At 71.9% G+C, this 25015-nt stretch carries 37 protein-coding genes and 7 pseudogenes; 13 read left to right on the forward strand and 31 right to left on the reverse strand.

Annotation, left to right across the window (positions count from 1 at the left end):
• The first annotated feature begins 57 nt into the window (after positions 1-57).
• From G5V59_RS15980 to G5V59_RS15995, 4 genes are all read left to right on the forward strand, one after another.
• Complete coding sequence (locus G5V59_RS15980) at positions 58-270, forward strand: hypothetical protein (RefSeq protein WP_278257108.1); 213 nt, start codon at positions 58-60, stop codon at positions 268-270.
• Between the two features lie 35 nt (positions 271-305).
• Complete coding sequence (locus G5V59_RS15985; RefSeq protein ID WP_278257109.1) at positions 306-782, forward strand: transporter substrate-binding domain-containing protein; 477 nt, start codon at positions 306-308, stop codon at positions 780-782.
• Between the two features lie 177 nt (positions 783-959).
• Positions 960-1643, forward strand: coding sequence for an amino acid ABC transporter permease (locus G5V59_RS15990; protein WP_278257110.1), 684 nt, complete (start codon positions 960-962; stop codon positions 1641-1643).
• Positions 1644-1652: 9 nt separating this feature from the next.
• Positions 1653-2522 carry an amino acid ABC transporter permease gene (locus G5V59_RS15995; protein WP_278257111.1) on the forward strand — a complete coding sequence of 290 codons (870 nt, stop codon included), beginning with the start codon at positions 1653-1655 and terminating at the stop codon, positions 2520-2522.
• A 4-nt stretch (positions 2523-2526) separates the two neighbouring features.
• Here the strand turns inward: G5V59_RS15995 and G5V59_RS16000 are convergent, their stop codons facing one another.
• The 3 genes and pseudogenes from G5V59_RS16000 to G5V59_RS16010 all read right to left on the reverse strand — a co-directional run bounded on the left by G5V59_RS16000 (position 2527) and on the right by G5V59_RS16010 (position 3844).
• Positions 2527-2673 carry a hypothetical protein gene (locus G5V59_RS16000; RefSeq protein ID WP_278259874.1) on the reverse strand — a complete coding sequence of 49 codons (147 nt, stop codon included), beginning with the start codon at positions 2671-2673 and terminating at the stop codon, positions 2527-2529.
• 82 nt (positions 2674-2755) lie between these two features.
• A pseudogene (locus G5V59_RS16005) lies at positions 2756-3019 on the reverse strand (DUF4442 domain-containing protein); the annotation flags it as partial.
• 42 nt (positions 3020-3061) lie between these two features.
• Entirely contained in the window at positions 3062-3844 is a 783-nt protein-coding gene (locus G5V59_RS16010; protein ID WP_278257112.1) for a methyltransferase domain-containing protein, read from the reverse strand.
• Positions 3845-4008: 164 nt separating this feature from the next.
• On the opposite strand from G5V59_RS16010, the gene G5V59_RS16015 reads away from it, so the two are divergent.
• Positions 4009-4428: a MarR family transcriptional regulator gene (locus G5V59_RS16015; protein ID WP_341350959.1), complete on the forward strand. Its 420-nt coding sequence runs from the start codon at positions 4009-4011 to the stop codon at positions 4426-4428.
• Positions 4429-4512: 84 nt separating this feature from the next.
• Here G5V59_RS16015 and G5V59_RS16020 read toward each other — a convergent pair whose 3' ends face one another.
• The 13 genes and pseudogenes from G5V59_RS16020 to rsmI all read right to left on the reverse strand — a co-directional run bounded on the left by G5V59_RS16020 (position 4513) and on the right by rsmI (position 12511).
• Positions 4513-4878, reverse strand: a complete 366-nt coding sequence (locus G5V59_RS16020) for a hypothetical protein (protein WP_278257113.1) — start codon at positions 4876-4878, stop codon at positions 4513-4515.
• A 48-nt stretch (positions 4879-4926) separates the two neighbouring features.
• A pseudogene (locus tag G5V59_RS16025) lies at positions 4927-6675 on the reverse strand (ABC-F family ATP-binding cassette domain-containing protein).
• A complete protein-coding gene (locus G5V59_RS16030; RefSeq protein ID WP_341351223.1) occupies positions 6579-7325 on the reverse strand; it encodes a hypothetical protein in 747 nt (248 codons plus the stop codon). Before G5V59_RS16030 ends, G5V59_RS16025 begins: the two are co-directional and overlap by 97 nt.
• Positions 7255-7653 (reverse strand): annotated as a pseudogene (locus G5V59_RS36825) (4-(cytidine 5'-diphospho)-2-C-methyl-D-erythritol kinase); the annotation flags it as partial. The gene G5V59_RS16030 and the pseudogene G5V59_RS36825, both read right to left, overlap by 71 nt.
• A pseudogene (gene rsmA, locus G5V59_RS16035) lies at positions 7650-8524 on the reverse strand (16S rRNA (adenine(1518)-N(6)/adenine(1519)-N(6))-dimethyltransferase RsmA). The pseudogenes rsmA and G5V59_RS36825, both read right to left, overlap by 4 nt.
• A gap of 35 nt (positions 8525-8559) precedes the next feature.
• Positions 8560-8727 (reverse strand): annotated as a pseudogene (locus tag G5V59_RS16040) (transglycosylase family protein); the annotation flags it as partial.
• A complete protein-coding gene (locus tag G5V59_RS16045) occupies positions 8654-9121 on the reverse strand; it encodes a G5 domain-containing protein (RefSeq protein ID WP_341350960.1) in 468 nt (155 codons plus the stop codon). The pseudogene G5V59_RS16040 and the gene G5V59_RS16045, both read right to left, overlap by 74 nt.
• A complete protein-coding gene (locus G5V59_RS16050; protein WP_278257114.1) occupies positions 9094-9717 on the reverse strand; it encodes a ubiquitin-like domain-containing protein in 624 nt (207 codons plus the stop codon). Before G5V59_RS16050 ends, G5V59_RS16045 begins: the two co-directional genes overlap by 28 nt.
• 271 nt (positions 9718-9988) lie before the next feature.
• Positions 9989-10477, reverse strand: a complete 489-nt coding sequence (locus G5V59_RS36830) for a TatD family hydrolase (protein ID WP_341351224.1) — start codon at positions 10475-10477, stop codon at positions 9989-9991.
• Positions 10371-10844: a TatD family hydrolase gene (locus tag G5V59_RS36835; RefSeq protein ID WP_341350961.1), complete on the reverse strand. Its 474-nt coding sequence runs from the start codon at positions 10842-10844 to the stop codon at positions 10371-10373. The genes G5V59_RS36830 and G5V59_RS36835 overlap by 107 nt, the downstream gene beginning before the upstream one ends.
• Positions 10841-11239: a hypothetical protein gene (locus G5V59_RS16060; RefSeq protein ID WP_278257115.1), complete on the reverse strand. Its 399-nt coding sequence runs from the start codon at positions 11237-11239 to the stop codon at positions 10841-10843. The genes G5V59_RS36835 and G5V59_RS16060 overlap by 4 nt, the downstream gene beginning before the upstream one ends.
• A gap of 78 nt (positions 11240-11317) precedes the next feature.
• Positions 11318-11692 (reverse strand): alpha/beta fold hydrolase, encoded by a 375-nt coding sequence (locus G5V59_RS16065; protein ID WP_278257116.1) that lies wholly within the window; start codon positions 11690-11692, stop codon positions 11318-11320.
• Positions 11685-12511: pseudogene (gene rsmI, locus G5V59_RS16070) on the reverse strand (16S rRNA (cytidine(1402)-2'-O)-methyltransferase). Before rsmI ends, G5V59_RS16065 begins: the two are co-directional and overlap by 8 nt.
• Positions 12512-12566: 55 nt before the next feature.
• Between rsmI and G5V59_RS16075 the strand changes: the two are divergent.
• The gene (locus tag G5V59_RS16075) at positions 12567-14339 is read left to right on the forward strand and encodes a phospholipid carrier-dependent glycosyltransferase (protein WP_278257117.1); all 1773 of its coding nucleotides are present in this window, start codon (positions 12567-12569) and stop codon (positions 14337-14339) included.
• A 259-nt stretch (positions 14340-14598) separates the two neighbouring features.
• Here the strand turns inward: G5V59_RS16075 and G5V59_RS16080 are convergent, their stop codons facing one another.
• From G5V59_RS16080 to G5V59_RS16140, 13 genes are all read right to left on the reverse strand, one after another.
• A complete protein-coding gene (locus G5V59_RS16080) occupies positions 14599-14742 on the reverse strand; it encodes a hypothetical protein (protein WP_278257118.1) in 144 nt (47 codons plus the stop codon).
• A gap of 43 nt (positions 14743-14785) precedes the next feature.
• Complete coding sequence (locus G5V59_RS16085; protein WP_278257119.1) at positions 14786-15634, reverse strand: hypothetical protein; 849 nt, start codon at positions 15632-15634, stop codon at positions 14786-14788.
• Complete coding sequence (locus tag G5V59_RS16090) at positions 15634-16284, reverse strand: divalent metal cation transporter (RefSeq protein WP_278257120.1); 651 nt, start codon at positions 16282-16284, stop codon at positions 15634-15636. The genes G5V59_RS16085 and G5V59_RS16090 overlap by 1 nt, the downstream gene beginning before the upstream one ends.
• Positions 16281-16526, reverse strand: a complete 246-nt coding sequence (locus G5V59_RS16095) for a hypothetical protein (protein ID WP_278257121.1) — start codon at positions 16524-16526, stop codon at positions 16281-16283. The genes G5V59_RS16090 and G5V59_RS16095 overlap by 4 nt, the downstream gene beginning before the upstream one ends.
• A gap of 5 nt (positions 16527-16531) precedes the next feature.
• Positions 16532-16975: a divalent metal cation transporter gene (locus G5V59_RS16100; protein WP_278257122.1), complete on the reverse strand. Its 444-nt coding sequence runs from the start codon at positions 16973-16975 to the stop codon at positions 16532-16534.
• Positions 16908-17309, reverse strand: a complete 402-nt coding sequence (locus G5V59_RS16105) for a hypothetical protein (protein ID WP_278257123.1) — start codon at positions 17307-17309, stop codon at positions 16908-16910. Before G5V59_RS16105 ends, G5V59_RS16100 begins: the two co-directional genes overlap by 68 nt.
• Entirely contained in the window at positions 17309-17692 is a 384-nt protein-coding gene (locus tag G5V59_RS16110; protein ID WP_278257124.1) for a DUF6328 family protein, read from the reverse strand. The genes G5V59_RS16105 and G5V59_RS16110 overlap by 1 nt, the downstream gene beginning before the upstream one ends.
• Positions 17653-17784, reverse strand: a complete 132-nt coding sequence (locus G5V59_RS16115; protein WP_278257125.1) for a hypothetical protein — start codon at positions 17782-17784, stop codon at positions 17653-17655. Before G5V59_RS16115 ends, G5V59_RS16110 begins: the two co-directional genes overlap by 40 nt.
• Entirely contained in the window at positions 17781-18035 is a 255-nt protein-coding gene (locus G5V59_RS16120) for a hypothetical protein (protein ID WP_278257126.1), read from the reverse strand. The genes G5V59_RS16115 and G5V59_RS16120 overlap by 4 nt, the downstream gene beginning before the upstream one ends.
• A gap of 71 nt (positions 18036-18106) precedes the next feature.
• Complete coding sequence (locus tag G5V59_RS16125) at positions 18107-18607, reverse strand: SDR family oxidoreductase (protein ID WP_278257127.1); 501 nt, start codon at positions 18605-18607, stop codon at positions 18107-18109.
• A complete protein-coding gene (locus G5V59_RS16130) occupies positions 18570-18911 on the reverse strand; it encodes an SDR family NAD(P)-dependent oxidoreductase (RefSeq protein ID WP_278257128.1) in 342 nt (113 codons plus the stop codon). Before G5V59_RS16130 ends, G5V59_RS16125 begins: the two co-directional genes overlap by 38 nt.
• 8 nt (positions 18912-18919) lie before the next feature.
• Positions 18920-19441 carry a hypothetical protein gene (locus G5V59_RS16135; protein ID WP_278257129.1) on the reverse strand — a complete coding sequence of 174 codons (522 nt, stop codon included), beginning with the start codon at positions 19439-19441 and terminating at the stop codon, positions 18920-18922.
• The gene (locus G5V59_RS16140) at positions 19389-19643 is read right to left on the reverse strand and encodes a hypothetical protein (protein WP_278257130.1); all 255 of its coding nucleotides are present in this window, start codon (positions 19641-19643) and stop codon (positions 19389-19391) included. The genes G5V59_RS16135 and G5V59_RS16140 overlap by 53 nt, the downstream gene beginning before the upstream one ends.
• A gap of 297 nt (positions 19644-19940) precedes the next feature.
• On the opposite strand from G5V59_RS16140, the gene G5V59_RS16145 reads away from it, so the two are divergent.
• The 4 genes from G5V59_RS16145 (at position 19941) to G5V59_RS16160 (ending at position 22308) form a co-directional block, all read left to right on the forward strand.
• The gene (locus tag G5V59_RS16145; RefSeq protein WP_278257131.1) at positions 19941-20069 is read left to right on the forward strand and encodes a hypothetical protein; all 129 of its coding nucleotides are present in this window, start codon (positions 19941-19943) and stop codon (positions 20067-20069) included.
• A gap of 108 nt (positions 20070-20177) precedes the next feature.
• Positions 20178-21107 (forward strand): iron-containing redox enzyme family protein, encoded by a 930-nt coding sequence (locus tag G5V59_RS16150; protein WP_278257132.1) that lies wholly within the window; start codon positions 20178-20180, stop codon positions 21105-21107.
• Between the two features lie 22 nt (positions 21108-21129).
• Positions 21130-22092, forward strand: a complete 963-nt coding sequence (locus G5V59_RS16155; RefSeq protein WP_278257133.1) for an alcohol dehydrogenase catalytic domain-containing protein — start codon at positions 21130-21132, stop codon at positions 22090-22092.
• Between the two features lie 33 nt (positions 22093-22125).
• Complete coding sequence (locus tag G5V59_RS16160) at positions 22126-22308, forward strand: hypothetical protein (protein ID WP_278257134.1); 183 nt, start codon at positions 22126-22128, stop codon at positions 22306-22308.
• A gap of 144 nt (positions 22309-22452) precedes the next feature.
• On the opposite strand, the gene G5V59_RS16165 is transcribed toward G5V59_RS16160, so the two are convergent.
• Entirely contained in the window at positions 22453-22635 is a 183-nt protein-coding gene (locus tag G5V59_RS16165) for a hypothetical protein (RefSeq protein WP_278257135.1), read from the reverse strand.
• Positions 22614-23267, reverse strand: a complete 654-nt coding sequence (locus G5V59_RS16170) for a sigma factor (RefSeq protein ID WP_278257136.1) — start codon at positions 23265-23267, stop codon at positions 22614-22616. The genes G5V59_RS16165 and G5V59_RS16170 overlap by 22 nt, the downstream gene beginning before the upstream one ends.
• A 322-nt stretch (positions 23268-23589) precedes the next feature.
• Between G5V59_RS16170 and G5V59_RS16175 the strand changes: the two genes are divergently transcribed.
• From G5V59_RS16175 to G5V59_RS16185, 3 genes and pseudogenes are all read left to right on the forward strand, one after another.
• Positions 23590-24078 (forward strand): hypothetical protein, encoded by a 489-nt coding sequence (locus G5V59_RS16175; protein WP_278257137.1) that lies wholly within the window; start codon positions 23590-23592, stop codon positions 24076-24078.
• A gap of 68 nt (positions 24079-24146) precedes the next feature.
• A pseudogene (locus G5V59_RS16180) lies at positions 24147-24365 on the forward strand (hypothetical protein); the annotation flags it as partial.
• 262 nt (positions 24366-24627) lie between these two features.
• Positions 24628-24756, forward strand: coding sequence for a hypothetical protein (locus tag G5V59_RS16185; RefSeq protein WP_278259877.1), 129 nt, complete (start codon positions 24628-24630; stop codon positions 24754-24756).
• Positions 24757-25015 lie beyond the last annotated feature (259 nt).

Below are 25015 nucleotides of genomic sequence, written 5' to 3' on the forward strand. Positions count from 1 at the left end.
CAGGAAGACGCTGGCCGTCACGGCCACCGCCATCGCCGTGGCAGCCGGACTCGCCGCGTGCGGCGACGCGGGCGGCGACAAGGAAGGCGTGAAGGTCGAGGCCAAGAAGGACTGCGACGGCAAGTTCAAGGACGGCACCCGGATGGCCGAGCTCGCCAAGGCGGGCAAGATCACCATCGGCCACAAGACCGATCAGCCGGGCGTCGGCTTCCAGGGCGCGACCGACAAGGTGCCGAGCGGTTTCGACATCGAGGTCGCGAAGCTCGCTGATCGCCGACCTGTGCATCGACCCGGCGAGCGACGACGTGAAGTGGGAGGAGACCATCTCCGACAACCGCGAGCCCTACCTGCAGGCGGGCCGGGTCGACCTGGTCCTCGCGTCGTACTCCATCACCGACGACCGCCAGAAGGTGGTCGGCCAGGCCGGTCCCTACATGGTCACCGGCCAGCAGATCCTGGTGAAGTCGGACAGCAGCGTCAAGAGCATCGACGACCTCAAGGGCAAGGAGGTGTGCTCGGTGACCGGGTCCACCTCGCTGGAGAACGTCAAGGCGAAGGGCGCCAAGGGCGTCGGCGCCGACTCCTACTCCGAGTGTGCCGAGAAGGTGCTCGACGGCACCTACCCGGCCATGTCGACCGACGGCACGATCCTCGCCGGCCTGGCCGCGCAGAACGAGGGCGAGCCTGAAGGTCGTGGGCGACCAGTTCTCGACCGAGAACATCGGTGTCGGCTACGGCAAGGACCACCCCGAGTCTGTGCCAGTGGATCGACGGCGTGCTGACCGACGCGTTCAAGGACGGGTCGTGGGCCAAGGCATTCGACCTCACCCTCGGGCCGTCCGGCGTGAAGACGCCCGAGCCGCCGGCGCTGCAGCCCTGCAAGTAGTCCACACACGACCGCGGAGCCGGGGTCCGTCGTACGACAGGCCCCGGCTCCCCCGGATGGAGAGGGGACGCCGTTGCAGGCGGTTCTCGACAACCTCGACGAGGTCCTCAAGGGATTCAGCTACACGATCTTCCTGTTCCTCGTGTGCGCCGTCGCCTCGCTGGTCCTCGGCACGATCCTGGTCGCGATGCGCGTCGGGCCGATCGCGATCCTGCGGTCGCTGGCCGCGGTCTACGTGTCCGTCGTCCGCAACACCCCGCTGATCCTGATCTTCATCTTCTTCCACTTCGCGGCCCCGATCCTCGGCATCAACTTCCGGTGGGTGCAGATCCACGTCGGCGGCTTCGACTTCACCTCCGCGTTCGCGACGGCCTTCGTCGCGCTCAGCCTCTACACCGCCTGCTTCGTCTGCGAGGGCCTGCGCTCCGGGGTGAACGCCGTTCCCCTCGGCCAGGCGGAGGCGGCCCGCGCCATCGGGCTCCCGTTCGGCGGGGTGATGACCCAGGTCGTGCTCCCCCAGGCGATCCGCGCGTCCGTGCCGCCGGTCGCCAGCGCCCTCATCGCGATGGTCAAGAACACCTCGGTGGCCGGCGTCTTCTTCCTCGCCGAGGCCCTGGCCGTCATGCGCGGGCTGACCAACGACAACGCCAGCCAGCGCTTCGGCATCTTCCTCTGCTTCGCCATCGGCTACATCGTCATCGTCGAGGTCGTGTCCCTGATCTCGCTCACGCTCGAGCGCCGTTGGAGGACCGCCTGATGAGTGCCAGTGTCCTCTTCGACGCCCCCGGCCCCGCCACCCGGCGCCGGCACCGGATCTACTCCGTGCTGGCCGCGGCGGCCATCGTCGCCGCGATCGCCTACGTGCTGTGGAAGCTCGAACGACGACGGGCAGTTCGAGTACCGCCTGTGGGAGCCCTTCGTGACTCCCGAGTACATCCGGGCCCTGCTCGTCGACGGGCTGCTCGTCACGGTGACGATGGCGGTCTTCGCCATCATCGGCGCGGTGATCTTCGGGTTCGTGTTCGGCGTCGCCAAGATGTCCGACCACGCCTTCATCCGCTGGCCGGCCTGGGTCGTGGTCGAGTTCTTCCGCGCGATGCCGGTCCTGCTGCTGATGATCTTCGTGTTCTTCGCGTGGTTCGTCTCACGGGGTGGCGGCTTCCTGTGGATCGACGACCGCGGCGGGTTCCTGACCGTCGTCATCGCCCTGGCCTGCTACAACGGGGCGGTGCTCGCCGAGGTGGTTCGCGCCGGCGTCAACGCGGTGCCGAAGGGCCAGGCCGAGGCGGCGTACGCCGTCGGCATGAGCAAGTCCCAGGTGATGCGCATCATCCTGCTGCCGCAGGCGGTGAAGGTGATGCTGCCCGCGATGATCAGCCAGATGGTCGTCGCGCTGAAGGACACCAGCCTGGGCTTCGCCGTCGCGGCGCCCGGCCTCACCAAGGTGGGCCAGCAGATCTACAAGGAGTTCCACAACCAGGTGCAGGCCGCGATCGTGATGGCCGTCCTGTACGTCGGGCTCAACCTGCTGCTCACCGCGCTCGCCACCTGGGTCCAGCGCCGCTACGTCGGGGAGAACAAGATCGACGTGGTGGCGGCCGCGGCCGGCATCGACGCCGAGTCCCGCGCCTCCTGAGGCCTCAGGAGGCCGGGCTCACCTCTTCGAGGTCACCCAGAGGTTGATGACGCCCTCGATGACGACCGTGCCGTCGGCGAGCCTGCCCGCGCACCCGCACGGGCAGGTCGCCCTCGGCGGTGTCCCACTGCTCCTGGTCGGTCTCCGCGATGCAGGTGACGTCGCCGGTCGCCTTGGCGGTGTAGGCTGACCGTCATCCCCTTGGGGATCCAGCGCTTGCCCTTCGGGAGGGTGGACTCGGCCAGGCCGCCCATGGCCATCTCCAGGCCGTTGCACAGCGCGATGGCGTGCACGGTGCCGATGTGGTTCTGCACGCTGCGCCGCTTGGGGATCACGACCTCGGCGTAGTTCGGCCGCAGGTCCACCACCCGCGGGTGGATCGTGGCGAAGTACGGCGCCTTCTGCGCGAAGGCGAGCGAGAAGACGCGCTTGCCGATCGTGCCGCCCACGACGGGCAGGCCGGTGGTCGTCTTCCAGAGGTTCTGGACCTGGGTCATGGCGAGGACATTACTCGCGAGTAACAAGCCCGGCAAGGTGCGCTACGCCACCTCGGCCACCACGAAGATCCGGCGGAACGGCAGCACGACCCCATGCCGCTCGTCCGGGTACGCCGCCCGCAGGCGCGCCTTGTACTCCTCCTCGAAGCGCGGGCGGAGGTCGCCCGGCAGGGCCTGCAGGGTCGGCCGCGCGCCGGTGCCCGACACCCAGGTGAACACCGGGTCCGCGCCGTGGAGCACGTGCAGGTAGGTCGTCTCCCACGCGTCGACCGTGCACCCCAGGGCCTGCAACGCGCGCAGGTACGTCGCCGCGTCGTACGAGCTCACCCGGGCGGCTCCCGCGGCGTGCTCGGCGTAGGGCGGCTGCGCCGCCAGGTCCGCGAGGATCGTGTGGCTCGGCGCGCGGTGGTTGCCGGGCACCTGGAAGGCCAGCCGGCCACCGGGGGCGACCGCCGCCACCAGCGCGGGGAGCAGGTCGAGGTGCTCGGGCAGCCACTGCAGCGTGGCGTTCGAGACGAGGACGTCGACAGAGCCGGGACCGGCCTCGCGCAGCCAGTCGCGCAGGTCGGCCTGACGGAACGCGATCCGCTCCGCGGCCTTCGTGCCGGACGTCGCGCGCACCATGTCCGCACTGGAGTCGACTCCCGTGATCGCGGCACCCGGCCAGCGGTCGGCGAGGAGGGCGGTGAGGTTGCCGGGACCACAGCCGAGATCGACCACGACCCGCGGGTTGGTCGTGTCGATGAGCGCGACCAGGTCGACGAAGGGGCGTCCCCGCTCTCCGGCGAAGGCGAGGTAGCGCTCGGGGTCCCACACGGTGCTCATCGAGGAGTCTCCAGTCTGTCGGCGGTCGGAGCCGAGCGTACGACCGATTTATCTTGACGTCAAGATTCTCGACTGGTCCGATAAGGTGAGTCTCATGCGGGACGAGGTGGACGAGTCTGGTCGAGGCGTGGGCGCGCGAGCGCAGCGACCTCGACCTCGGCCCGGTGGCGGTGTTCAGCCGGATCGCCCGGCTCGCCCACCACGTCGACCGCGCCCGGCGCCACGCGTTCACGACCCACGAGATCGAGTCGTGGGAGTTCGACGTGCTGGCGGCCCTGCGCCGGGCCGGCGAGCCCTACGAGCCTCTCCCCGGTCGGCTCCTGCGCGAGACCCTGGTGACGAGCGGGACGATGACCAACCGGGTCGACCGGCTGACGACGCGCGGCCTCGTCGAGCGACACCCCGACCCGAGTGACCGGCGGGGCGTCCTGGTCCGGCTCACCCCGGAGGGCAAGGACGCGGTGGACGGCGCGTTCGCGGCCCTGCTCGACGCCGAGCGGGACCTGCTCACGGGCCTGTCGGCGAAGGACCAGCGGGACCTGGCGGACCTGCTGCGTCGTCTGCTGGTCCCGTTCGCCGAATGATCGGGCGCCGTGCGGTGCGGTCGCGCCGCACCAGGTAGCCCAGCACCGGCATCGCGAGGCCGAAGCCGACCAGGCCGGCGATGCTCACCGCGAGGTAGGCAGCGGGGATGTCGTCGATCTCGTCGTCGTAGTGGCGCGTCCCCGAGCCTGCCGAGGTAGCCGACGTAGTGGCCGTCCCGGAACAGGCCGGTCACGGAGCCCTCGGGGTCGCGCTGGAACGACTGGTGGTGGCGCCCCCGCGAGGCGTGCCGGGCAAAGCGCCCGACGACGGGGGTCAGGCAGTCCGGGCTCGACGTCGCGGCCTCCGCGCACACGTCGAGCGCCTCCAGACTCGGCGACTCGCACACGGTGACCGAGTCCCCATGCGACCAGCGCGACCGTCAACCCCACCACCAGGACGACGGCGGCGGTCCACTGCCCGGGCGTCCGCAGACGGCGCGGGTCCAGCATCGCGATCCAGGCTCATGCGCTCCCCTCCCCCGAGGCACGGCGACGTGGTCAGCCGAGGATCTCGGCGGCCTCCAGCCACTCCAGACTCGGCGCTCTCCTTCTCCTCCTGCAGCGCGGTCAGGTCGGCGGCGATGGTGGCCAGCCGGTCCGGGTCGGTGGCGTGCTCGGTGAGCGCGGTGGTCGACTCGGCCTCGCGCTCGGCGAGACGCTCGAGGACCTTGTCGAGGCGGGCCAGCGTCTTGCGGGCGGAGCGCTCCTCGGCCGAGCCGGTCTTGGCCTTGGGCGCGGCGGGGGCGGCGGTGGCGGACGGGGCGCTCGACGGCGCCGGCGACGACGCCGGAGCGGCGGAGGCGGCGCGCAGCGAGGCACGACGGCGCTCGAGGTACTCGTCGACCCCGCGCGGGAGCATGACGACCGGCCGTCGCCGAGCAGCGCCCAGACGGAGTCGGTGACACGCTCGAGGAAGTACCGGTCGTGGGAGACGACCACGAGCGTGCCGGGCCAGCCGTCGAGGAAGTCCTCGAGGACGTTGAGGGTCTCGATGTCGAGGTCGTTGGTGGGCTCGTCGAGGAGCAGCACGTTCGGCTCGGTGAGCAGCAGCCGGAGCAGCTTGGAAGCGGCGCCGCTCGCCGCCGGAGAGGTCACCGAGGCGCGCGGTGAGCCTTGTCGCCGGTGAAGCCGAAGCGCTCCAGCATGGAGGTCGCGGAGATCTCGCCGTCGACGGTCTTGGTGACCCGGCGGATGCCTTCCACCGTGGCGAGCACGCGCGCCTCCGGGTCCTCGAAGTCGACGTCCTGGGAGAGGTGCTGGAGGGCGACGGTGCGGCCGTGGCGGACCCGGCCGACCTGCGGTGCCGCCTCGCCCGCGAGCAGCGAGAGGACCGAGGTCTTCCCGGCGCCGTTGACGCCGACCAGGCCGACCCGGTCGCCGGGCCCGAGCCGCCAGGTGGCGTGCGAGAGCAGCGAGCGCGTGCCCCGCGAGAAGTCGACGTCCTCGACGTCGATCACGTCCTTGCCGAGCCGCTGGGCGGCGAAGCGCTGGAGCCTCCATCCGGTCGCGGGGCGGGGGCACGTCCTCGATGAGGGCGTTGGCGGCGTCGATGCGGAACTTCGGTTTGGAGGTACGGGCCGGGGCGCCGCGGCGCAGCCAGGCGAGCTCCTTGCGGACCAGGTTCTGGCGGCGCGCCTCGGAGGCGGCCGCCTGGCGGGTGCGCTCGGCCTTGGCGAGCACGAAGGCGGCGTAGCCGCCCTCGTAGCCGTCCACCATGCCGTCGTGCACCTCCCAGGTCTGCTGGCAGACCGCGTCGAGGAACCAGCGGTCGTGGGTGACCACGACGAGTGCGGAGGGCCGGGCGGCGAGGTGCGCGGCGAGCCAGGCCACGGCCTCGACGTCGAGGTGGTTGGTCGGCTCGTCGAGGATGACCAGGTCGTGCTCGCCGAGCAGCAGGCCGGCGAGGGCGCAGCGCCGGCGCTCGCCACCGGAAAGCCCGTGGACGGCGCGGTCGAGGTCCACCCCCGCGAGCAGGACGTCGACGATCTCGCGCAGCCGGGCGTCGGCCGCCCACTCGTGGTCGGCCATGCCCTGCAGGACCACCTCGCGCACGGTGTGGGCGTCGTCGAAGTCGTCCTGCTGGCTGAGCACCCCGATCAGGAGGCCGCGCTGGCGCGAGACCCGGCCGGTGTCGGGCTCCTCGGCACCGGTCATGATCCGCAGCAGGGTGGTCTTGCCGTCGCCGTTGCGCCCGACGATGCCGATCCGCTCGCCGGCCGCGATGCCGAGCGAGACGTCGGTGAGCAGCGGGCGGACGCCGTAGGACTTCGAGACCCGCTCCAGGTTGAGCAGGCTGCGGCCGGCCTCAGGCATAGGTCACCACGTGCGCGCCGGCGACCGGCCCGGGGGCGATCGTGCAGCGCAGCCCGCGCTCGGTCAGGCTCGGCCACCGCGTTGCGCGCCTCCTCGACGTCCTCGTGCAGCATCAGCAGCGTCGGCCCGGAGCCGGACAGCAGGACCCCGTCGGGGCCGAGGAGCCGCAGCTGCTCCTCGGTGTCGACCAGGTCCGGGCGCAGGTCGCGGGCCGCCGGCCACAGGTCGTTGTGGAGCAGGGCGCCGACCTCGTCGGCGTACCCCTCGGCGAGGGCCGCGATCAGCGCGTCCGGCAGCGCCGGCTCGGCGGCGGCGTCGGGCGCGAGGACGTCGAAGCGCTGGTAGACCGAGGGCGTGGACAGCCCCTCGTCGGAGAGGACGACGACCCACCACACCGACGAGCGGTCCTCCAGCGGCGTGACGAGACTCGCCGCGGCCGGTGCCGAGGGCGGTGCCCCCGAGCAACGCGAACGGTACGTCGCTGCCGAGCGTGCCCGCGATCCGCAGCAGGTCCTCGTCGCTGGTCTGCAGGTCCCACAGCCGGTCGAGGGCGAGCAGGGTCGCGGCGGCGTCGGCCGAGCCACCGGCCATCCCGCCCATCACCGGGATGCCCTTGGCGATGGTGATCCGGGCGGCGAGGTCGATGCCGTGGTGGGCGACCAGCGCACGACCGGCCCGGACGGCGATGTTCGACCCGTCGAGCGGTACGCCGTCGATGGGCGAGGTCAGCCCGACCGACCAGGCCGGGGCGTCGGTCACCGTGACGTCGTCGTAGAGACCGACGGCCTGGTAGACGGTCGCCAGCGGGTGCATCCCGTCCGGGCGCGGCGAGCCGACCCCGAGGTGCAGGTTGATCTTCGCGGGGGCGCGGACAGTGACCCGCGGGACCGGCTCCACCATGGCCTCGCTCATGCAGCACCGCCCTCGTGGAGGGCGACGGTCAGCGCGATGAACTCGTCGATGCCCAGCGCCTCGCCGCGGGTCAGCGGGTCGATGCCGGCCGCGCGCAGGGCGGCCTCGGCCGCCTCCGAGCCTCCCGGCGAGGGTGCGCAGCGCACCGCGCAGCGCCTTGCGCCGCTGGGCGAAGGAGGCGTCGATGACGGCGAACACCTGCTGCCGGGTGACCCGGTCGGTCGGCGGCTCGTGCGAGGTCCAGGCGACCAGCCCGGAGTCGACGTTGGGTGCGGGCCAGAAGACGTTGCGCCCGATCGCCCCCGCCCGTCGTACGTCGGCGAACCAGGCGGCCTTCGCCGAGGGCACGCCGTAGGTCTTCGACCCCGGCGGCGCGGCCAGCCGGTCGGCGACCTCGGCCTGCACCATCACCAGCCCGTGCCGCAGCGAGGGCAGCAGCGCCATCAGGTGCAGCAGGACGGGGACCGAGATGTTGTAGGGCAGGTTCGCGACCAGGGCCGTCGGCGCCGGGCCGGGGACCTCGGTGACGGCGAGCGCGTCGTCGAGCACCACCGAGAAGCGCGCGGCCTGCCCGGGGGCGTGGGCCTCGATGGTCGCGGGCAGGCTCGCCGGCGAGCACCGGGTCCACCTCGATCGCGGTGACGGTGGCGCCCACCTCGAGCAGCGCCAGGGTCAGCGAGCCGAGGCCGGGGCCGACCTCCAGCACCACGTCGTCGGCGGTGACACCGGACTCGCGGACGATCCGGCGCACCGTGTTGGCGTCGATGACGAAGTTCTGCCCGCGCTGCTTGGTGGGCCGCAGGTCCAGGCGCGCCGCGAGCGCCCGGACCTCCGCGGGACCCAGCAGTCGCACGGCAGACGTCTCAGGCACGCCACCCAGCCTAGTGGCAGCGGCGGCGCGCGCGGTCAGCGCGGCAGGCCGAGCGACGCGGCGCAGGCCGGCCAGGCGCCGTACCCGCCGGAGGCGTCGCGGACCTTGGTCGCGATCGCGATCTGGGTCTCACGGGAGGCCTGGTGCGGGAGGCCGCTGCCGCCGTAGGAGTGCCAGGTGCTGGCGTTGAACTGCAGGCCGCCGTAGTAGCCGTTGCCGGTGTTGGTCGCCCAGTTGCCACCGGACTCGCACTGCGCGAGCCTTGTCCCACACCGAGCTCCCGCCGGCGTAGTTGGCCTCGACGGTCTTGGTGCCGACGTGCACGACCTCCGTGCGCGGCGCCTGGGTCACGTCCTGGCTGATCACCACGCGGCGCACGACGTCGCCGTTGCGGACGATCACCCGGTAGACCACGTTGCGCTTCCCGTCGACGCCCTCGGTGACGACCTTGGTCTCGCCGTCGTACATCGAGTCGTCCTCGACCTTCTTGACCGGCGCGGGCACGGTCTCGCCGGTGACGGACTTCTGGCGGTGCACGATGTCGGTGAAGACGATCTTGTCGCCGTCGGTCACGGCGGCGGTCCGCGCCGGGCGCACCTGGTCCAGGGCGTCGACCTGGACGCCGAGCCTGGGCGAGCGCGTCCTGCACGGTCAGGGCGGGCACGGTCCGGGTGATCGGCTTGCGGCCAGCCAACCGGAAGGTCAGCGTCTTGGGCGTGATCACCTCGATCGAGGCGCCGCCGCGGTCGATGTCCGCGCTGCGGCTCGTGGAGAGCCGGCTGTCGGCGTACAGGACGCCGATCTGGGTGAGCGCGCCGTCGACGTCGGTCGCGGTCACCCAGTGGGTGCTCTCCTTGCCGTCGACGGTCAGGCTCCACCGGGCGGCTGTAGCGCACCGAGATGTGGTCCCCACCCTCGATCTTCTCGTCCGGTCCGGGCTGCAGCACGTCGCGGGCGGACACCTTGATGCCCTCGGCGTCGAGCACGTCCTGGACGGTGTCGCCCATGGTGCTGACGGTGCGGTCCTTGCCGTCGACCGTCAAGGTGACCTCGGTCGTGAGCGAGGAGTAGCCGAAGGTCACCGCGGAGACGGCGAGGAGGACCCCGGCGACGGTGGCGACGAGGGCGATCCGGCTCTGGATCAGCCTTCTGGACGGCTCCCCGGAGGGACTGGGTGAGGGAAAGGTGCGCAAGTCGCACGGTGCTCCGAACGTCGTGGTCCCCGGGCCTCGGGCGACCAGTCCGACCTCAGCCCGCGCGCGTACGACGTGCGGCCTCAGACCCCGTGAGGACTGGCCGTGACGGTGCTTCCCGATCCCGGCCGATGTCCCCTACCAGAACAAGAGCAAGCGCCCGATTGCAAACTCGCAACGCCGTTCCCCGCCTGGGCGCGTGAGCGGGCTCACCCGATGATCGTCACATCCGTCACATGCGTCACACGGTTGTGCTTGCTGGAGCAAGCACTCACCACGTCCCCCCGAACGCGCGCTCGGTGTTCGCCTCGATCGCCGCGCACAGCGCGGTGAGGTCGTCACCGCGCTCGGCAGCCATGGCGCGCACCGTCACCGGCACGAGGTACGACGCATTGGTCCGCCCCCGGTAGGGGCTCGGCGTCAGGTACGGCGCATCGGTCTCCACCAGCACCCGGTCGAGCGGAACGAGCCGCAGCGCCTCGCGCAGGGGCGCGGCGTTCTTGAAGGTGACCGTGCCGGCGAAGGAGAGGTACGCCCCGCGGTCCAGGCAGGCGCGGGCGAAGTCCGCGTCGCCGGAGAAGCAGTGCATCACCCAGCGCTCGGGCGCGCCCTCGGCGTCGAGCACCTCCAGCACCTCGTCGTGGGTGTCCCGGTCATGGATGACCAGGGTCTTGCCGAGCCGCTTGGCGATGTCGACGTGCCGGGCGAAGGACTCCACCTGCACGGCCCGGCCCTCCTCGCCGGTGCGGAAGGCGTCCAGCCCGGTCTCCCCCACCGCGCGCACCTTGGCGTGCGCGCCGGCGAGCCTGCTCGATCTCCTCCCACGCGGCCTCCAGCGCGGGCCGGCCGCCCTCGGCGTGGATCCGGGGCGCCTCGTTGGGGTGCAGCGCGACCCCGGCCACCAGTGCGTCGTGCTCGGCCGCCGCGGCCACCGCCCAGCGCGCGCCGGGCAGGTCGCAGCCGATCTGCACGATGCGTCGTACGCCGACCGCGGCGGCTGCCGCGAGCGCTTCCTCGGTCGCCCACGGCTCCCCGCCGCGGCCGATGTCGAGGTGGCAGTGGTTGTCGACGACCGGGTGCGGCAGCGGCTCCGGGACAGGCGGTCGCTCCTCGCTCGCGCCGCTCATGCCGTGCGGACCCGGTCCAGGATCGCCGCGGCCAGCGCGTCCGGGGCGTGCGTGGGGATCCAGTGCGAGACGCCGGCGAGCGGCACGAAGCGGAACGGGCCCTCGACCCAGCGCCCGGAGCTCCGCGGGCCCCAGCCCTCGACCGCGACGTCCCCGTCGCTCCACACCATCGTCGTCGGCACGGTGACCTTGACCCGCAGCAGGCGCGGGTCCTCCAGGGCCATCGCGCGGTACCAGCCCAGCGCCGTCGGCAGGGCACCGTCGTCGACGACCTCCGCCCGGAAGCGGTCCACGTCCTCCTCGGTCATCCCGAAGCCGGCGATCAGGCGGTCCGCGACCCGGCCCCGGCTGCTCAGCAGGCGCTCGGGCAGCACGGGCAGCTGGAAGAGGCCCATGTACCAGGAGTGGAGCAGCCTGCGAGGAGCGCACCATCGCGGTCAGGAAGGCCATCGGGTGCGGCACGGAGACGGCCGTCAGGGTGCGGACCAGACTCGGGGTGGTGCGCGGCGAGCAGCCACGCCGGCATCGCACCCCAGTCGTGCCCGACGACGTGCACCCCTCCGCCCGCGGCCTCGGCGAGGACCCGGGCGTCGCCGAGCAGACTCGCGCATCCGGTAGGCGCGACGGCCGCGCGGGCGGGCACCCGGGGCGTAGCCGCGCTGGTCCATCGCCAGGGTGCGGTAGCCCGCCTGGTGCAGGATCGGCGCGACGTAGCGCCAGCAGGTGGCGCGCTCGGGGAAGCCGTGCAGGAGCACGACGACCTCGCCGTCCACCGGCCCCTCGTCGCGTACGTCGAGCACGAGCCCGTCGCGGGTGACGCTGGTGATCCGGGTCGTCGTCTCAGCCATCGATGTGCACCACCTGGTAGACGTCGCGCTTGGGGACCCCCGCCTGGACGGCGACCGCTGCGATCGCGTCCTTGCGCCGCATGCCGGACTCCTCCAGGCTCGGCCACGGCGGCGCGGAGGCTGTCGGGGTCGGCGGCCACGGCCGCATCGGGGCCGGCACCGCTGACGACGATGGTGACCTCGCCGCGGATGCCCTCGGCGGCCCAGCCGGTGAGACTCGGCGAGGGGGCCGCGGCGTACCTCCTCGTGGGTCTTGGTCAGGCTCGCGGCACACGGCGGCCGCGCGGTCGGCGCCGAAGACGTCGCGCATCGCCGCTAGCGCGGCCTCCGTGCGGTGCGGCGCCTCGAAGAACACCATCGTGCGCTGCTCGGCGCCGAGGTCGGCAAGCCGGCGGGCGCGCTCGCCGGCCTTGCGCGGCAGGAATCCCTCGAAGCAGAACCGGTCCACCGGCAGGCCCGAGACCGCGAGCGCGGTGAGCACCGCAGACGGCCCTGGTACGGCGGTCACCCGGATCCCCGCCTCGACGGCCGCCGCCACCAGCCGGTAGCCCGGGTCCGAGACGCTCGGCATCCCGGCGTCGGTCACCAGCACGACCCGCTCACCGCCGGTCAGCGCCTCGACCAGCGCCGGCGTCCGCGCGGACTCGTTGCCCTCGAAGTAGGACACCACCCGCCCGGTCAGGCTCGATGCCGAGGTCGGTGGTCAGCCGCCGCAGCCGGCGGGTGTCCTCCGCGGCGACCACGTCGGCACCGGCCAGGCTCCGCGGCGAGCCGGGGCGGGGCGTCGCCGGCCTGCCCGATCGGCGTACCCGCGAGCACGAGGACTCCAGTCACGCCACGATCCTCGCACGGCCTCCGCGTAGGCTTCCGATCCGTGACCGCCGTCGACGAGGAGACCCGCGCCACCGCGGCACCCCGCAACCTGACGACGCTCTCCACCACGGCGACCGGGCGCCGCGTCCCGCACGCGATCACCCGCGCCCTCGGCCCGCTGCACCGGCTGCGCGGGCGGGAGCGGCTGGTCGGCTGGCTCGGCCCGATCGCGGTCAGCCTGCTCGCGCTGGGCCTGCGGCTGATCGGGCTCGGCAACCCGCGGCGCTTCTCCTTCGACGAGACGTACTACGCCAAGGACGCGTGGTCGCTGCTGAACAACGGCTACATCGAGACCTACCTGACCGACGTCGACGGCAACGCCAAGACCGACATCAACGCCGACATCCTGGCCGGGCACACCCAGAACGTGTGGACCGGCGAGCCCTCGCTGGCCGTCCACCCCGACGTCGGCAAGTGGCTGATCGCGCTCGGCGAGAAGGCCTTCGGGATGGACCCCGTCGGCTGGCGGATCGCCTCGGTCGTCGCCGGGGCGCTGATGGTCCTCGTCATGTGCCGACTGGTACGACGCCTGACCGGCTCCACCCTGCTCGGCTGCGTCGCGGGCCTGCTGCTCATGCTCGACGGCCTGCACTTCGTGCTCTCCCGGCTGGCCCTGCTCGACATCTTCCTCGCGCTCTTCCTGCTCTGCGGGGTGCACTGCATCGTCGCCGACCGCCAGTGGCTCCGGGCCCGGCTGGCCGGGCGCGCCGCGGCGAGCGAGGACGGCACGCTGACCGGCTGGGGCGGACGGATCCTGTTCCGCCCCTGGCTGCTCGCCGGCGGGGTCTGCTTCGGTCTCGCGATCGGCACGAAGTGGACCGCGCTCCCCGCCCTCGGCGTCTTCGGCCTGCTGTGCTGGTTCTGGAGCGCCGGGGCCCGGCGGATGCTCGGCATCCGGTGGGCGGTCGTCAAGGGCGCGATCGCCGACGGCATCCCCGCCTTCGTGCACCTCGTCGTCGTCGCCGGCCTGGTCTACGTCGCCACCTGGGGCGGCTGGCTGGTCCACGCCAAGGAGTACGAGGAGCACCTCAGGCTCGACGCAGTACCGGCAGTACACCGGCCAGGGCCACTGCAAGGACGACTCCTACGTCGCCGACAACCTCGACACCACCAAGAAGTGGCCGACCGCGGACGAGAAGGACGCCACCGGCCTCGGCGAGGTGTGGCAGTCAATGCGCTCGCTGTACTACTACCACCAGGACGTCTACACCTTCCACTCCCACTTCCTGAACTGCTCGACGCACTTCTACCAGTCCAAGCCGTCGAGTCGGCTGCTCGTCAACCGCCCGGTCGGCGTCGCCGTCACCAACGACATCCAGCCCGGCACCGACGGCTGCGACGCGGCCAAGGGCAGCACCTGCATCAAGCAGGTGCTGCTGCTGCCGACGCCGGTGCTGTGGTGGGGCGGGCTGGTGGCGCTGCTGTTCTCCGTGGTGATGTGGATCGGCGCCCGGGACTGGCGCTACGGGCTCGCGGTGGTGGGAGCGCTCTCGACGTGGCTGCCCTGGTTCCAGTACGACGACCGGCCGATCTTCATCTTCTACGCGATCGCGATCCTGCCGTTCACCATCATCGCCCTCACCTTGGCGATGGGCACGCTGATCGGGCCCTCACGACAACCCTCCACCCGTCGTACGACGGGGGTGATCGTGGCCGGCGCGTTCTTCATCCTGGTCGCGATGAACTTCGCGTGGTTCTGGCCGATCTGGACCAACCAAGCTTGCTGACCAAGGGCGAGTGGCTGAACCGGATCTGGTTCTCCCGCTGGGTCTGACCCGCGACTTGGGGTTTCCCACCCGCGAGTTGGGGTTTCCCACCCGCGAGTTGGGGTTTCCCACCCGCGGCTTGGGGTTTCCCACCCGCGAGTTGGGGTTTCCCACCCGTGAGTTGGCACTTGTCGCCGGCGGCGCAAACCCCCAACTCGACGGCGCAAACCCCCGACTCAACGGCGCAAACCCCCAACTCGACGGTGGGAAACCCCGACTCGACGGTGGGAAACCCCAACTCGGCTCAGTGGTTGCGCAGGGCGTCGATCAGGCTCGCTCTTGCGCATCTCGGAGCGGCCGTCGATGCCGATCTCCGCCGCCCGCTTGCGCAGGCTCCTCGACCGTCCAGTCCTCGTAGTCCCCGGCCTTCCCGCCGCGACGACCGACCGTGGAGGCGCCCTCGGACTTCATCGCGTTGGAGATCCGGGCGGCCTTCTCCTTGCTGGCGCCGTCGTCACGCAGGCTCCTCGTAGACGTCCGGGTTCTTGATGCCGGGACCGTGCTTCTTGGCGGGCATGGTGGCTCCCCTTCCTGAGGTGGGAATCGGTACCCGGGAACTACCCGGCCAGGGGCGTGCAAGACGCCTCGCGGTCGATCCGCAGGCTCCCCGGCGTAGTGGTCGATGTGCACAGCCGGGCCCGTCTCCACGACCCGGGCGTGGCGGTGCAGCCAGCGCACCAGGTGCGCGAGGGCCCACGGCCCGGGGTGGTCGTGGCGGTCGTAGCCGAGCAGTGCACCCGGCCGGCCGGGGCCGACGATGAGAGCACCGACCACGTGGCGACGGCCGTCGTCGGTCGGTACCAGCCGTACGTCGAGCAGCCGGCTGCGCGCCACGACGCCGGTCTCGGGCGAGGCGACCACCGGCATGCCCAGCAGCGTGCCGAGCCGCCACCTCTCGGCGTGCGGCTCGACCTCCTCGCGAGGACGCAGCAGACCGGCGCGCGGGACGGAGAGGTGCAGGCTCGCTGCTGACGTCGGCGACCAGCCCCATGTCGATCACGTCCGGGCGCGACCGGTCGGCCTGGGCGTCGTACACCTGGGCGTGGGTGCGGGTCAGCAGCGCGCCGAGCCGCGGACCGAGGCGCGGAAGCAGGGCCGGGAGGCCGACGAGCAGCCCGGTCGGCACCAGGTCGCCGTCGAGGTCCAGGGTCAGGCTCGACGTCGTCGACCTTGGCGACCTGGCGGCCGGCGACGTCGACGACCGGCGGTCGAGCAGGTGCAGTGCGGCGTCGTACTCGACGTCGGGCCAGCCGTGGAAGCGGGGCGAGCGGTGCGGCGGCGGGACGTAGCCCTCGAGGTCCATCAGCCCTGTCCCATCTTGGTGATGATCATCAGCGGGATCGCCGCGACCGCGGAGACCACGATGACGACGAGGTAGGCCAGGCCGAGGGCGTTGGCGACCGGTCCGTTGACGTGCTCGCCGAGGTAGTCCGGGTCGTTGGCGACCACAAGGATCGGGAAGTAGGTCAGCGGCAGCGCGATCGCCGAGAAGACCACCGACATCTCGGTGACCAGGACGGGGTCCACGCCGGTCAGCAGCACCCCGGCGGCGATCACCGTGGCGAGCAGGATCACCACGTGGAAGCCGGCGGCGTCGCGGGCCTTGACGTACTTGCCCCACTGGAAGCCGCCGTACTGCGCCAGGCTGTAGCCGGTCGACAGCCCGGTCTCGCACGCGGCACCGAAGGTCGCGGCGAAGAAGCCGAGGACCAGGATCGCCAGCCCGATCTTGCCCAGCGCCATCCCCACCGGGAGACCGACCTGGCCCAGGGTGTCCACGCTGATGCCCTGCGGCAGGTAGACCACCGCGGCGCAGGCCGCGATCGCGACCGAGAGCAGCCCGCCGAGCGGGAAGCCGACGAGCACGTTGGCGCGCATCACTCCGATGTCCTTCTCGCTCCAGCGCTCCTCGACCCCGCCGCTGGAGAAGAAGAACACCTCGTACGGCGTCATCGCGGCACCGAACAGCGCGACGGTGAAGTAGGCGTAGGTCGCCCAGGCTCTCGTGCGCGGGCTTCTCCCCGGGCGACAGGGTGCGGGCCAGGTCGCCCCAGTCCGGGCCGAGCCTGCCACAGCGCCACCGCGAACGCGATCAGCGCCAGGCCCATCAGGCCGAGCACGTTCTCGATCGCGGAGAACTTCGCACGCCACAGCACCAGCCACACCGCGACCGCGACGAAGGGCACGATCAGCACGTGGTTCACCGAGCCTGACCAGCCTGCAGCGCCAGCGCGACGCCGCCGATCTCGGCGATGAAGGTCAGCAGGGTCACCAGCATCGAGCCGACCAGGTTGAGCAGTCCCATCCGGGGCCCCAGCCGCTCGCGGACCAGGTCGAAGGTGGCTCGGTGGCTGACCGCGGCGATCCGCCCGGACATCTCGGCGAACAGGCAGATCCCCACGACGCCGACGACCACCACCCACACCATGCCGAGCCCGAACCGCGCACCCACCTGGGCGTTGGTGACCAGGTCGCCGATGTCGACGAAGCCGCCGATGGCGGTCAGGACGCCCAGCAGGACGGCCAGGTAGCGCTTCACCGGCCGGCCTCGCTCTCCAGCCGGTCGCCGAGGTCGGTCAGGCTGCCGGCGCAGCCCCGGGTCGTCGTACCGCCCGGCGACGGCGTCGGCGCGCGCGTCCTGCACGGCCCTGCCCGCGTCGTCGAGCAGGCTGCTCGACGTGCGCCGCCCTCTTCTCCCGGCCGGCCGGGACCTGCAACGTGGAGACCTTGTCCTGCGTGGTGCCCATGGCCTCCTCGGCCTGTGCCACCAGCACGACGGTGTACGACGACCAGGTGCGTCCCTTGCGGGCGGAGTCCAGCGCCATCCGCGCCGTGCCGACCTGCCCGGCGGCGTCGCTGAGCGCCTGCGTGGCCTGGTCGTCCCAGGAGGTCGCGTCCGGCTGGGAGACCAGCGAGCAGCCGGTCAGCGTCGCGGTCAGGGAGACCGCGACGACGGTCGTACGCCAGGCTCCGCTCATCACTCGTGGTCCCGGAGGGTAAGAGGGACCACGGCCCACAGTGTGATGAAGGCCAGCGCGACCGCCGCCGCGGCGATCGGTGCCGCCGGTCCGCCGAGGACCACGTCGAAGACGAGGTACACGACGGCGGCGGAGACCACGCCGAGGCCGACCAGTCCGGCGAGGCAGCACACGTGCGCCGCGGTCACCAGCCAGGGCCGCTCCCCCTGACGGAAGAGCAGGCGGTGGTAGCAGACCGGCGCCACGATGACGAGGGTCGTCAGCACGGCGCCGATCAGGACGCAGAGGTAGAGGCTCTGCTGGGCGTCCGTCAGGCTGCGGAACCGCTCGGTGAACGGCACCGTCAGCAGGAAGCCGGTGAGGATCTGGACGCCGGTCTGCATGACCCGCAGGCTCCTGCAGGAGACTCGGCGAGGTTGCGCGTGATCTGCTCCGCAGGTCGCGGTCGCTCATGCAGCGCCGGCGGCGTTCTCACGCCCGGTCCTCCTCCACGTCCTCCACGCGGGGGTACTGGTCCTGGTCGGCCTCCTCCGCGATCTCGGGCTCGTCGTCGGCCGTCTCGTCGACCACGGCCTCGCGGTCCACGTCGGCTGGGTCGTAGTCGTCGCCCGTGCGTGCGTTGGGCCCGGTCGAGCCCTCCTGCACGCCGCGGTCGCTGGGATGCCCCGCGACCGCGTCGCCGGGCGTCACCTCGCCCGCGCTCTTGCGGCTGGCGACCTCGGACAAGCTGGCCTTCGTTCTCTTCCGCTTCGTCAACCATGCGCTGGCGGTACCCCGGTCCCGAGGGGCCATTCGGCCTAGAAGACGGGCTTGCCGCCGGTCACGCCGAGCACCGTCCCCGACACGTACGACGCCTCGGCCGGCGAGGCGAGGAACACGAACGCCGGCGCGACCTCGGCCGGCTGCCCGGCCCGTCCGAGCGGGGTGTCGCTGCCGAACTGCTCGATCTTCTCCGTCTCCTGGGTGGCCGGCTGCAGGGGCGTCCAGATCGGGCCCGGCGCGACCGCGTTGACCCGGATCCCGTCCGGGCCGAGCGAGGCCGCCAGGTTGACGGTGAGGTTGTTGATCGCGGCCTTCGTGGCGGCGTAGTCGAGCAGCGTCGTGGACGGCTCGAAGGCCTGGATGGAGGTGTTGTTGACGACGCAGCCGGGGCGCTTCCGCAGGTGCGGGACGGCCGCGCGGGTGAGCCACATCAGGGCGTAGAGGTTGGTCTTGAAGGTGCGGTCGATCCGGTCGTCGCTGAGGTCCTCGAGGGCGTGGTCACGGGCCATCTGGAACCCCGCGTTGTTGACCAGCACGTCGAGCGCCCCCAGGCTCCTCGACCGTGCGGCGTACCGCCTCGTCGCACCCCTCGCGCTCGGTCAGGTCCAGCGCCATCGGCAGCGCCCGGCGGCCGGCGTCGGCGACGAGCGCGGCAGTCGCCTCTGCGTCGGGCTGCTCCTCGGGCAGGTAGGTGAACGCCACGTCCGCGCCCTCCCGGGCGTAGGCGAGGGCGACCGCCCGGCCGATGCCGGAGTCACCTCCGGTGACCAGGGCGACCTGGCCCTCCAGGCGAGCGTGCCCGACGTAGGAGCGCTCACCGTGGTCGGGCTCGGGGTCCATCGCGCCGGTCAGTCCCGGCGGGGTCTGCTGCTGGGCGGGGGAATCCATTGTCGGTCATGGCCGGGTGGTACCCGGCTCAGCCCTCGGTGATCCGCCGGGCGGTGAGGTCGTCGAGCAGGCTGTCGAGCAGGCGGCGCAGACCGGGGTGGCTGACGTGGCCCTCGCGGGCGACCTGGATCAGCCGGTCGGCGACGTCGCGCACCTTGACGTTGCGGTTGCGCGACCACCACTTGAGCATCGCGAAGGCCGCGTCGGCGTCGAGCCCGTAGCCCAGCATCAAGATGCCCTTGGCCTGCTCGATGGTGTCCCGGGCCGCGGCCGACGCGGCGACCGCCGCCGAGGCGGCAGCGCTGGTCTCGGCCTCCAGGCTCGGGGCTCAGGTCGAGGTAGTAGCCCACCAGGCGGTCGACCGGGGCGCCCGGCGGGGCGTCCTCCTGGTCGTGCTCCCCCTCGCCGACCAGCACCACGCGTCGTACGTCACCGCCGACCAGGATCCGGTAGTAGATGTTGAACGGCGCGCCGTCCGCCATCGCCTCCCGGAGCCGGGACTCGACCCGGTCGCGGTCCTGCTCGTGCTTGTGCCGCAGCACCAGGCTCCGTGGTGACCTGCACCTCACCCGGGCGGTAGCCGTGGAGGGCGTAGACGTCGTCGTCCCACTCCCAGGTGCCGGCCTTGACGTCGTAGACGAAACGCCCGGTCTGGTGACCCTCAGCCAGGTCCAGGGGACCCACCTGCTCCATCTGCCCTCCACCAACGAACGTCCGCGTCACCCGCGGGATCCCGTGTGCCCACAGCGCGTCCGGGTACTCCGCAACCACACGAGGCGGCAGCGGCGGAACCGTTCGTCTGCAAGCAGAAGTATCTCGGACCGCCACCGAGGGACACAACACAGGTCCCCCTCATCCCCCCCGACAGGAAGGCAACCGCCGATGCGGATCCCCCAGCCGTGCGGCCCCCTCAGCGAGGGTGTCGTCCGGGCTCTCACCGCCGAGCCCACCGGCCCCCAGCCGGTCGGACTGCCGCACGCGGTGAGCGACCTCGACCCGCTCACCGATCGCGACTTCCAGGCTCGCGCTGTGGACCCTCTACGAGCCTGCACTACCGCGGCTTCGACGGCGTCGACCCCGACGCCGAGTGGGACCCGCTGCTCATCGTGAGCCGGGCCGCTCTGGAGCGCACCTTCGAGCACGCCCTGCGCGAGCCTGCTGCGCGACGCAGCGCCCGCCGACGACCTCGGCCATCTCGGCGACGACCCGGCCGAGCGGGTGATCAACGCGCTGCGCCGGATGACGGTCTCCGAGGGGCCCTCCGAGGTCACCCGCTTCCTGGAGCGCCACGCGAGCGAGGAGGAGTTCCGCGACTACCTCACCGAGCGCGCCGTGCACCACCTGCGCGAGTCCGACCCGCACAGGCTTCCTGCTGCCGCGCCTCGACGGCGCCGCCAAGGTCGGCCTCGCGGAGCCTTCAGTACGACGAGTACGGCTCCGGACAGCCCGACCGGCTGCACCAGGAGCCTGTTCGCCCGCGGGCTGCGGTCCCTGGAGATGCCCGACGACGTCGCGACGTACGCCGAGCGGGCGGGCGGGGAGACCCTCGCCTCGGTGAACGTGATGTCGCTGTTCGCGCTGAACCGCCGGCTGCGCGGGGCGGCGCTGGGTCACCTCGCGGCCTTCGAGGCGACCAGCTCGCTGCCCTGCGACCGGATCGCGAAGGGCGCACGGCGGCTCGGCCTCCCCGACGAGGTGGCCGACTACTACGAGGAGCACGTGCTCGCCGACGCGGTGCACGAGCAAGCTGGCGATCCGCACCATCTGCGGGGCGCTGGTGACCGACGAGCCCGCGCTGGCCGACGACGTGCTGTTCGGCGCGACGGCGTGCCTGACCCTCGACGGGCTGGCCGGGCAGGTGCTCCTGGAGCGGTGGCGCGGAGGCCGCCGCTCGCACCGCCGGCACGACCCGACGACGCGGGCCGCCGGATGAGCGGGCGCCGGGTCACCGTCACGGAGTGCCCGGGCGGGCCGCTGCTCGTGCGTGGTGCCGACGAGGTCGTGGGCATCGACGGCGAGCCCACGCCCGTGGACCACGCGGTGGTCGCGCTGTGCCGCTGCGGCCGCTCAGAGCGGCTGCCGTGGTGCGACAGCAGCCACCGTGCGCCGCGCAAGAGGAAGAAGAAGCAGACCGACCAGGAGCGATGACGCCGAGGAGGCGGGACACCCCATGAAGGCAGTGACCTGGCAGGGCAAGGGCACGATGTCGGTCGAGGAGGTGCCGGACCCGACCATCCAGCGACCGGACGACATCGTCGTGCGCGTCACCTCGACCGGACTGTGCGGGTCCGACCTGCACCTCTACGACCCCCTCGCGCCGTACATGGAGGAGGGCGACGTGGTCGGCCACGAGCCGATCGGGATCGTCGAGGAGGTGGGACGGGGAGTCTCCACGCTGAGGGCCGGCGACCGGGTGGTCGTGCCGTTCAACCTCAGCCTGCGGCAGGCTGCTGGATGTGCTCGCGCGGATTGCACAGCCAGTGCGAGACCACCCAGAACCGCGAGCACGGCACCGGCGCCAGCCTGTTCGGCTACAGCAAGGCTCTACGGGCAGGTCCCCGGGGCGCAGGCGGAGTACCTGCGCGTCCCGTTCGCCGACACGCTGCCCATCAAGGTTCCCGAGGGACCGAGCGACGACCGGTTCGTCTTCCTCTCCGACGTGCTGCCGACCGCCTGGCAGGCCGTGGAGTACGCCGCCCTACGCCCCGGCGACACGGTGCTGGTGCTCGGCGCAGGGCCGATCGGGGACATGGCCGCCCGGATCGCGATCCACCGCGGTCACCGAGTGCTCGTCGTGGACCCGGTGCCGGAGCGCCGGGCCCGCGTGGCGTCCTACGGCGCCGAGGTGATCCCGCTCGACGACGACGCCCTGCTGCAGGTCCAGCAGCCACCAAGGGCCGCGGCGCGGACGCGGTCATCGACGCGGTCGGCATGGAGGCGCACGGCTCGCCGATCGCGGAGGGCATGGCCAAGGTGGTCGGCCTGCTGCCGGACCGGATGTCCCAGCCGCTCATGCGCTCGGCCGGTGTGGACCGGCTGGCCGCACTGCACCTGGCGATCGACGCGGTGCGTCGCGGCGGCGTCATCTCCGTCGTCGGGGTCTACGGCGGAGCGATGGACCCGATGCCGTTGATGGAGTCTGTTCGACAAGCAGGTCCAGATCCGGATGGGCCAGGCCAACGTGCGGCACTGGAGCGACGAGATCCTCGACCTGCTGATGGAGCCCGAGGACCACCTGGGCGTGGAGTCCTTCGCGACCCACCACCTGCCGCTGGCGGACGCCCCCGCGGCGTACGCCGACTTCCGGGACAAGCGCGACGGCATGGTCAAGGTGCTCTTCCACCCGTGACCAGTCGTCGGTCGGCGCCTCGGTCGCGACGCACGACAGCGGTCCACCGACTCGATCCGGCGAGCGTGTCGGCCAGATCTATATCGGTGGACCGTCGTCGTGACGGCGGACCACCCGGGGGGTGGGTTCGGGCGGTCCGCCTGATCACGAGTCGCCGCCGGTCGCCCGGCGGCGGGTATCCCTCAGGCCGCGCTGCTGCTGGCGGAGCCAGCGACCGCACGGCGGAGGTCGGTGAAGATGCGCTGCAGCAGCCGCGAGACCTGCACCTGCGTCACGCCGAGTCTCGTCGGCGATCTGCTGCTGGGTCATCTGCTCGTAGAAGCGCATCCGCAGGATCCAGCGGTCGCGCGGCTTGAGCCTTGCGGCACGCGGGACCGAGCAGGACGACGGCCTCGCTGTGCTCGAAGCCCGCGTCGGCGGTGGGCAGCAGGCTCGGCGAGCGTGCTCCCCGTCTCCGAGACCGGCTCGTCGAGCGACGAGGCGTGCGCGAGGTCGCCGCAGGACAGCGCCTCCTCGACCTCGTCCACCGGAGCGTCGACCTCGGCCGCCAGGCTCGGTCGCCGTCGGCGGCCGGCCCAGCGACTGGGCGAGCTCCTCCTCCGCGGCCGCGAGCCGCGGACGGATCTCCTGGACCCGGCGCGGCGGACGCACCGCCCAGACTCGCCGAGCGGAAGTGCCGCTTCAGGCTCGCCGAGGATGGTCGGGACCGCGAAGACCAGGAGGTCGTCACCCCGCTCGGGATCGAACCCCTGGACCGCCCGCGTGAGCGCGAGGCAGGCGACCTGCTCGAGCTCCTCCTGGCTCTGTCCGCGGTTGCGGTAGCGCGAGGCCAGCGAGCGGGCGACCGGGATGTTCATCACGATGACCTGCTCGAGCAGGACCTCGCGTGCGGCTCCGGTCTCCCGGGTGGCCCGGTCGAGCAGGTCGGAAGTACGGGACTTCCGCTCCTCCGGGCTCAAGGTCAGCGGGTCATCCCCGGAAGAGGATGCGGTACGCCGAACGGTGTGCGTGGTCGGGATGGTGGGTACTTCAAGAACGATGGACACTTTGACTACTCCCGTGAACGAGAGTGCTGTGGCGGTGGGCTTGGCCACGTGACTTCATCTGTGAAACGCCTCTACCCGAGCGGAGACGTTGCATACACATCTTAGCCGAAATGATCAGGTTGGCTAGTCCCAATTGACTAGGGTCGAGAGGACCGGGCCAGCCATAACACTCCGCCTGCCGGGGTGTTGTTGATGATGTCGGCACGGTGCCGCCACCGCAAGTGCAGGAGTTCCCATGGAGCAGATCGTCGTCCCGCTGAGCCCGTTCACCCGGCGCAGCCGATCGTTGGCCGTCAGCCACGTCGAGCAGGGCCTGATCCGCGGCCTGGAGCCCGGTGAGCACGTCGTGCTGCACGACCCCGTCGCCGACGAGCACTTCAGCGCGGTCGTGGCGGACGTCGAGTTCGACCTGACCGACACGTCGTACCGGCTCGAGGTCGGGGGGCGGATCACCGCGGCCGAGGCGGACGAGTGGCTGGAGCCCTCCGGCGACAGCGGCCACCTCACCACCGGTGAGATCGTCGCCCTGCTCGCCGGGTCGCGCCGCAGCGAGCGCGACATCTCCACCGCCCTGGCCGAGTCTGCGGGCCCGCTGAGCGCAGGCTCCTCCGATCGGCCGGCAGGGTCTGGTCCCAACGGGCCATGCCCGCAGATCCTCCGGACGGTCCTGGGTAGAAGTGCCCGTTTCCGGGTCCGGTGCGCCCGACAATCGCTAGGTGACTGAGCAGAGCCCGATCCGCGTGTATCTCGTCGACGACCACGAAGTAGTCCGGCGGGGGGTGGCCGCCCTCCTTGCGACCGACGACACCATCGAGGTGGTCGGCCAGTCCGGCAGCGCCACCGTCGCGCTGCGCGAGATCCTCGAGCCTGCGCCCCGACGTCGCGATCCTCGACGCCCACCTCGCCGATGGCACCGGCGTCGACATCTGCCGGGAGATGCGCTCGGTGGACCCCGACATCAAGGGGCTCATCCTCACGACGTACGACGACCCGGACGCGATCTCCGCCGCGATCCTCGCCGGCGCCTCGGGCTACGTGCTCAAGCGGATCGAGGGCAACTCGCTGCTCAGCGGCATCAGCTCGTCGCCGGCGGCCACTCGCTCATCGACCCGACGGTCGCCAGCCGGGTCGTGGAGCAGATGGAGATGCAGCGCAAGTCGCTCGACGTCATCTGCGAGTCTCACCCCGCAGCAGCGCAAGATCTTCTTCCTCATCGCCGAGGGCATGACCAACCGGCAGATCGCCGAGGAGCCTCTACCTCGCCGAGAAGACCGTGAAGAACCACGTCACCGGGCTGCTCTCGCGCCTCGGTCTCCAGCACCGCACCCAGGCGGCCCTGCTCGCCGTACGGCTGCGGGGCGGGGACACGGCCGCGCCGATGCCGGCCCGTCAGGTCGGCTGAGCCCACTCCTCGCTTCGGGGCCGCACCGGGGACGCGGCCGACGAAGCGAGAGCACCCTGAGGGCCTCCGCCGGCGGCGGAGGCCCTCAGGGGTTCTTGATGTCTTCTCGCGGTTCTTGACCGTTGCAACGGGCGGGAACCGCAGGAATCCCCCGGTAAGCGGGGATTCCTGCAGCCCGCTCAGAGGGCGAAGCGCCCCACGAGGTCCCGCAGTCTCGCCGGCCATGCCGGTCAGTGCGGTGGCCGAGGTGAGCGTGTTC

Source organism: Nocardioides convexus, from assembly GCF_011090295.1.

Excerpts from the sequence above, each read along its gene's own strand:
- G5V59_RS16160 (WP_278257134.1), top strand. The coding sequence starts at position 22,126 with ATGGGCCAGGCCAACGTGCGGCACTGGAGCGACGAGATCCTCGACCTG.
- G5V59_RS16080 (WP_278257118.1), bottom strand. The coding sequence starts at position 14,742 with ATGAAGTCCGAGGGCGCCTCCACGGTCGGTCGTCGCGGCGGGAAGGCC.
- G5V59_RS16175 (WP_278257137.1), top strand. The coding sequence starts at position 23,590 with ATGGAGCAGATCGTCGTCCCGCTGAGCCCGTTCACCCGGCGCAGCCGA.
- G5V59_RS16065 (WP_278257116.1), bottom strand. The coding sequence starts at position 11,692 with ATGGCTGAGACGACGACCCGGATCACCAGCGTCACCCGCGACGGGCTC.
- G5V59_RS16090 (WP_278257120.1), bottom strand. The coding sequence starts at position 16,284 with ATGACGCCGTACGAGGTGTTCTTCTTCTCCAGCGGCGGGGTCGAGGAG.
- G5V59_RS16130 (WP_278257128.1), bottom strand. The coding sequence starts at position 18,911 with ATGGACCCCGAGCCCGACCACGGTGAGCGCTCCTACGTCGGGCACGCT.
- G5V59_RS16020 (WP_278257113.1), bottom strand. The coding sequence starts at position 4,878 with ATGCTGGACCCGCGCCGTCTGCGGACGCCCGGGCAGTGGACCGCCGCC.
- G5V59_RS16165 (WP_278257135.1), bottom strand. The coding sequence starts at position 22,635 with ATGCGCTTCTACGAGCAGATGACCCAGCAGCAGATCGCCGACGAGACT.
- G5V59_RS16155 (WP_278257133.1), top strand. The coding sequence starts at position 21,130 with ATGAAGGCAGTGACCTGGCAGGGCAAGGGCACGATGTCGGTCGAGGAG.
- G5V59_RS16105 (WP_278257123.1), bottom strand. The coding sequence starts at position 17,309 with ATGAGCGGAGCCTGGCGTACGACCGTCGTCGCGGTCTCCCTGACCGCG.
- G5V59_RS16085 (WP_278257119.1), bottom strand. The coding sequence starts at position 15,634 with ATGGACCTCGAGGGCTACGTCCCGCCGCCGCACCGCTCGCCCCGCTTC.
- G5V59_RS16060 (WP_278257115.1), bottom strand. The coding sequence starts at position 11,239 with ATGGGCCTCTTCCAGCTGCCCGTGCTGCCCGAGCGCCTGCTGAGCAGC.
- G5V59_RS16010 (WP_278257112.1), bottom strand. The coding sequence starts at position 3,844 with ATGAGCACCGTGTGGGACCCCGAGCGCTACCTCGCCTTCGCCGGAGAG.
- G5V59_RS16135 (WP_278257129.1), bottom strand. The coding sequence starts at position 19,441 with ATGGCGGACGGCGCGCCGTTCAACATCTACTACCGGATCCTGGTCGGC.
- G5V59_RS16110 (WP_278257124.1), bottom strand. The coding sequence starts at position 17,692 with ATGCAGACCGGCGTCCAGATCCTCACCGGCTTCCTGCTGACGGTGCCG.
- G5V59_RS36835 (WP_341350961.1), bottom strand. The coding sequence starts at position 10,844 with ATGAGCGGCGCGAGCGAGGAGCGACCGCCTGTCCCGGAGCCGCTGCCG.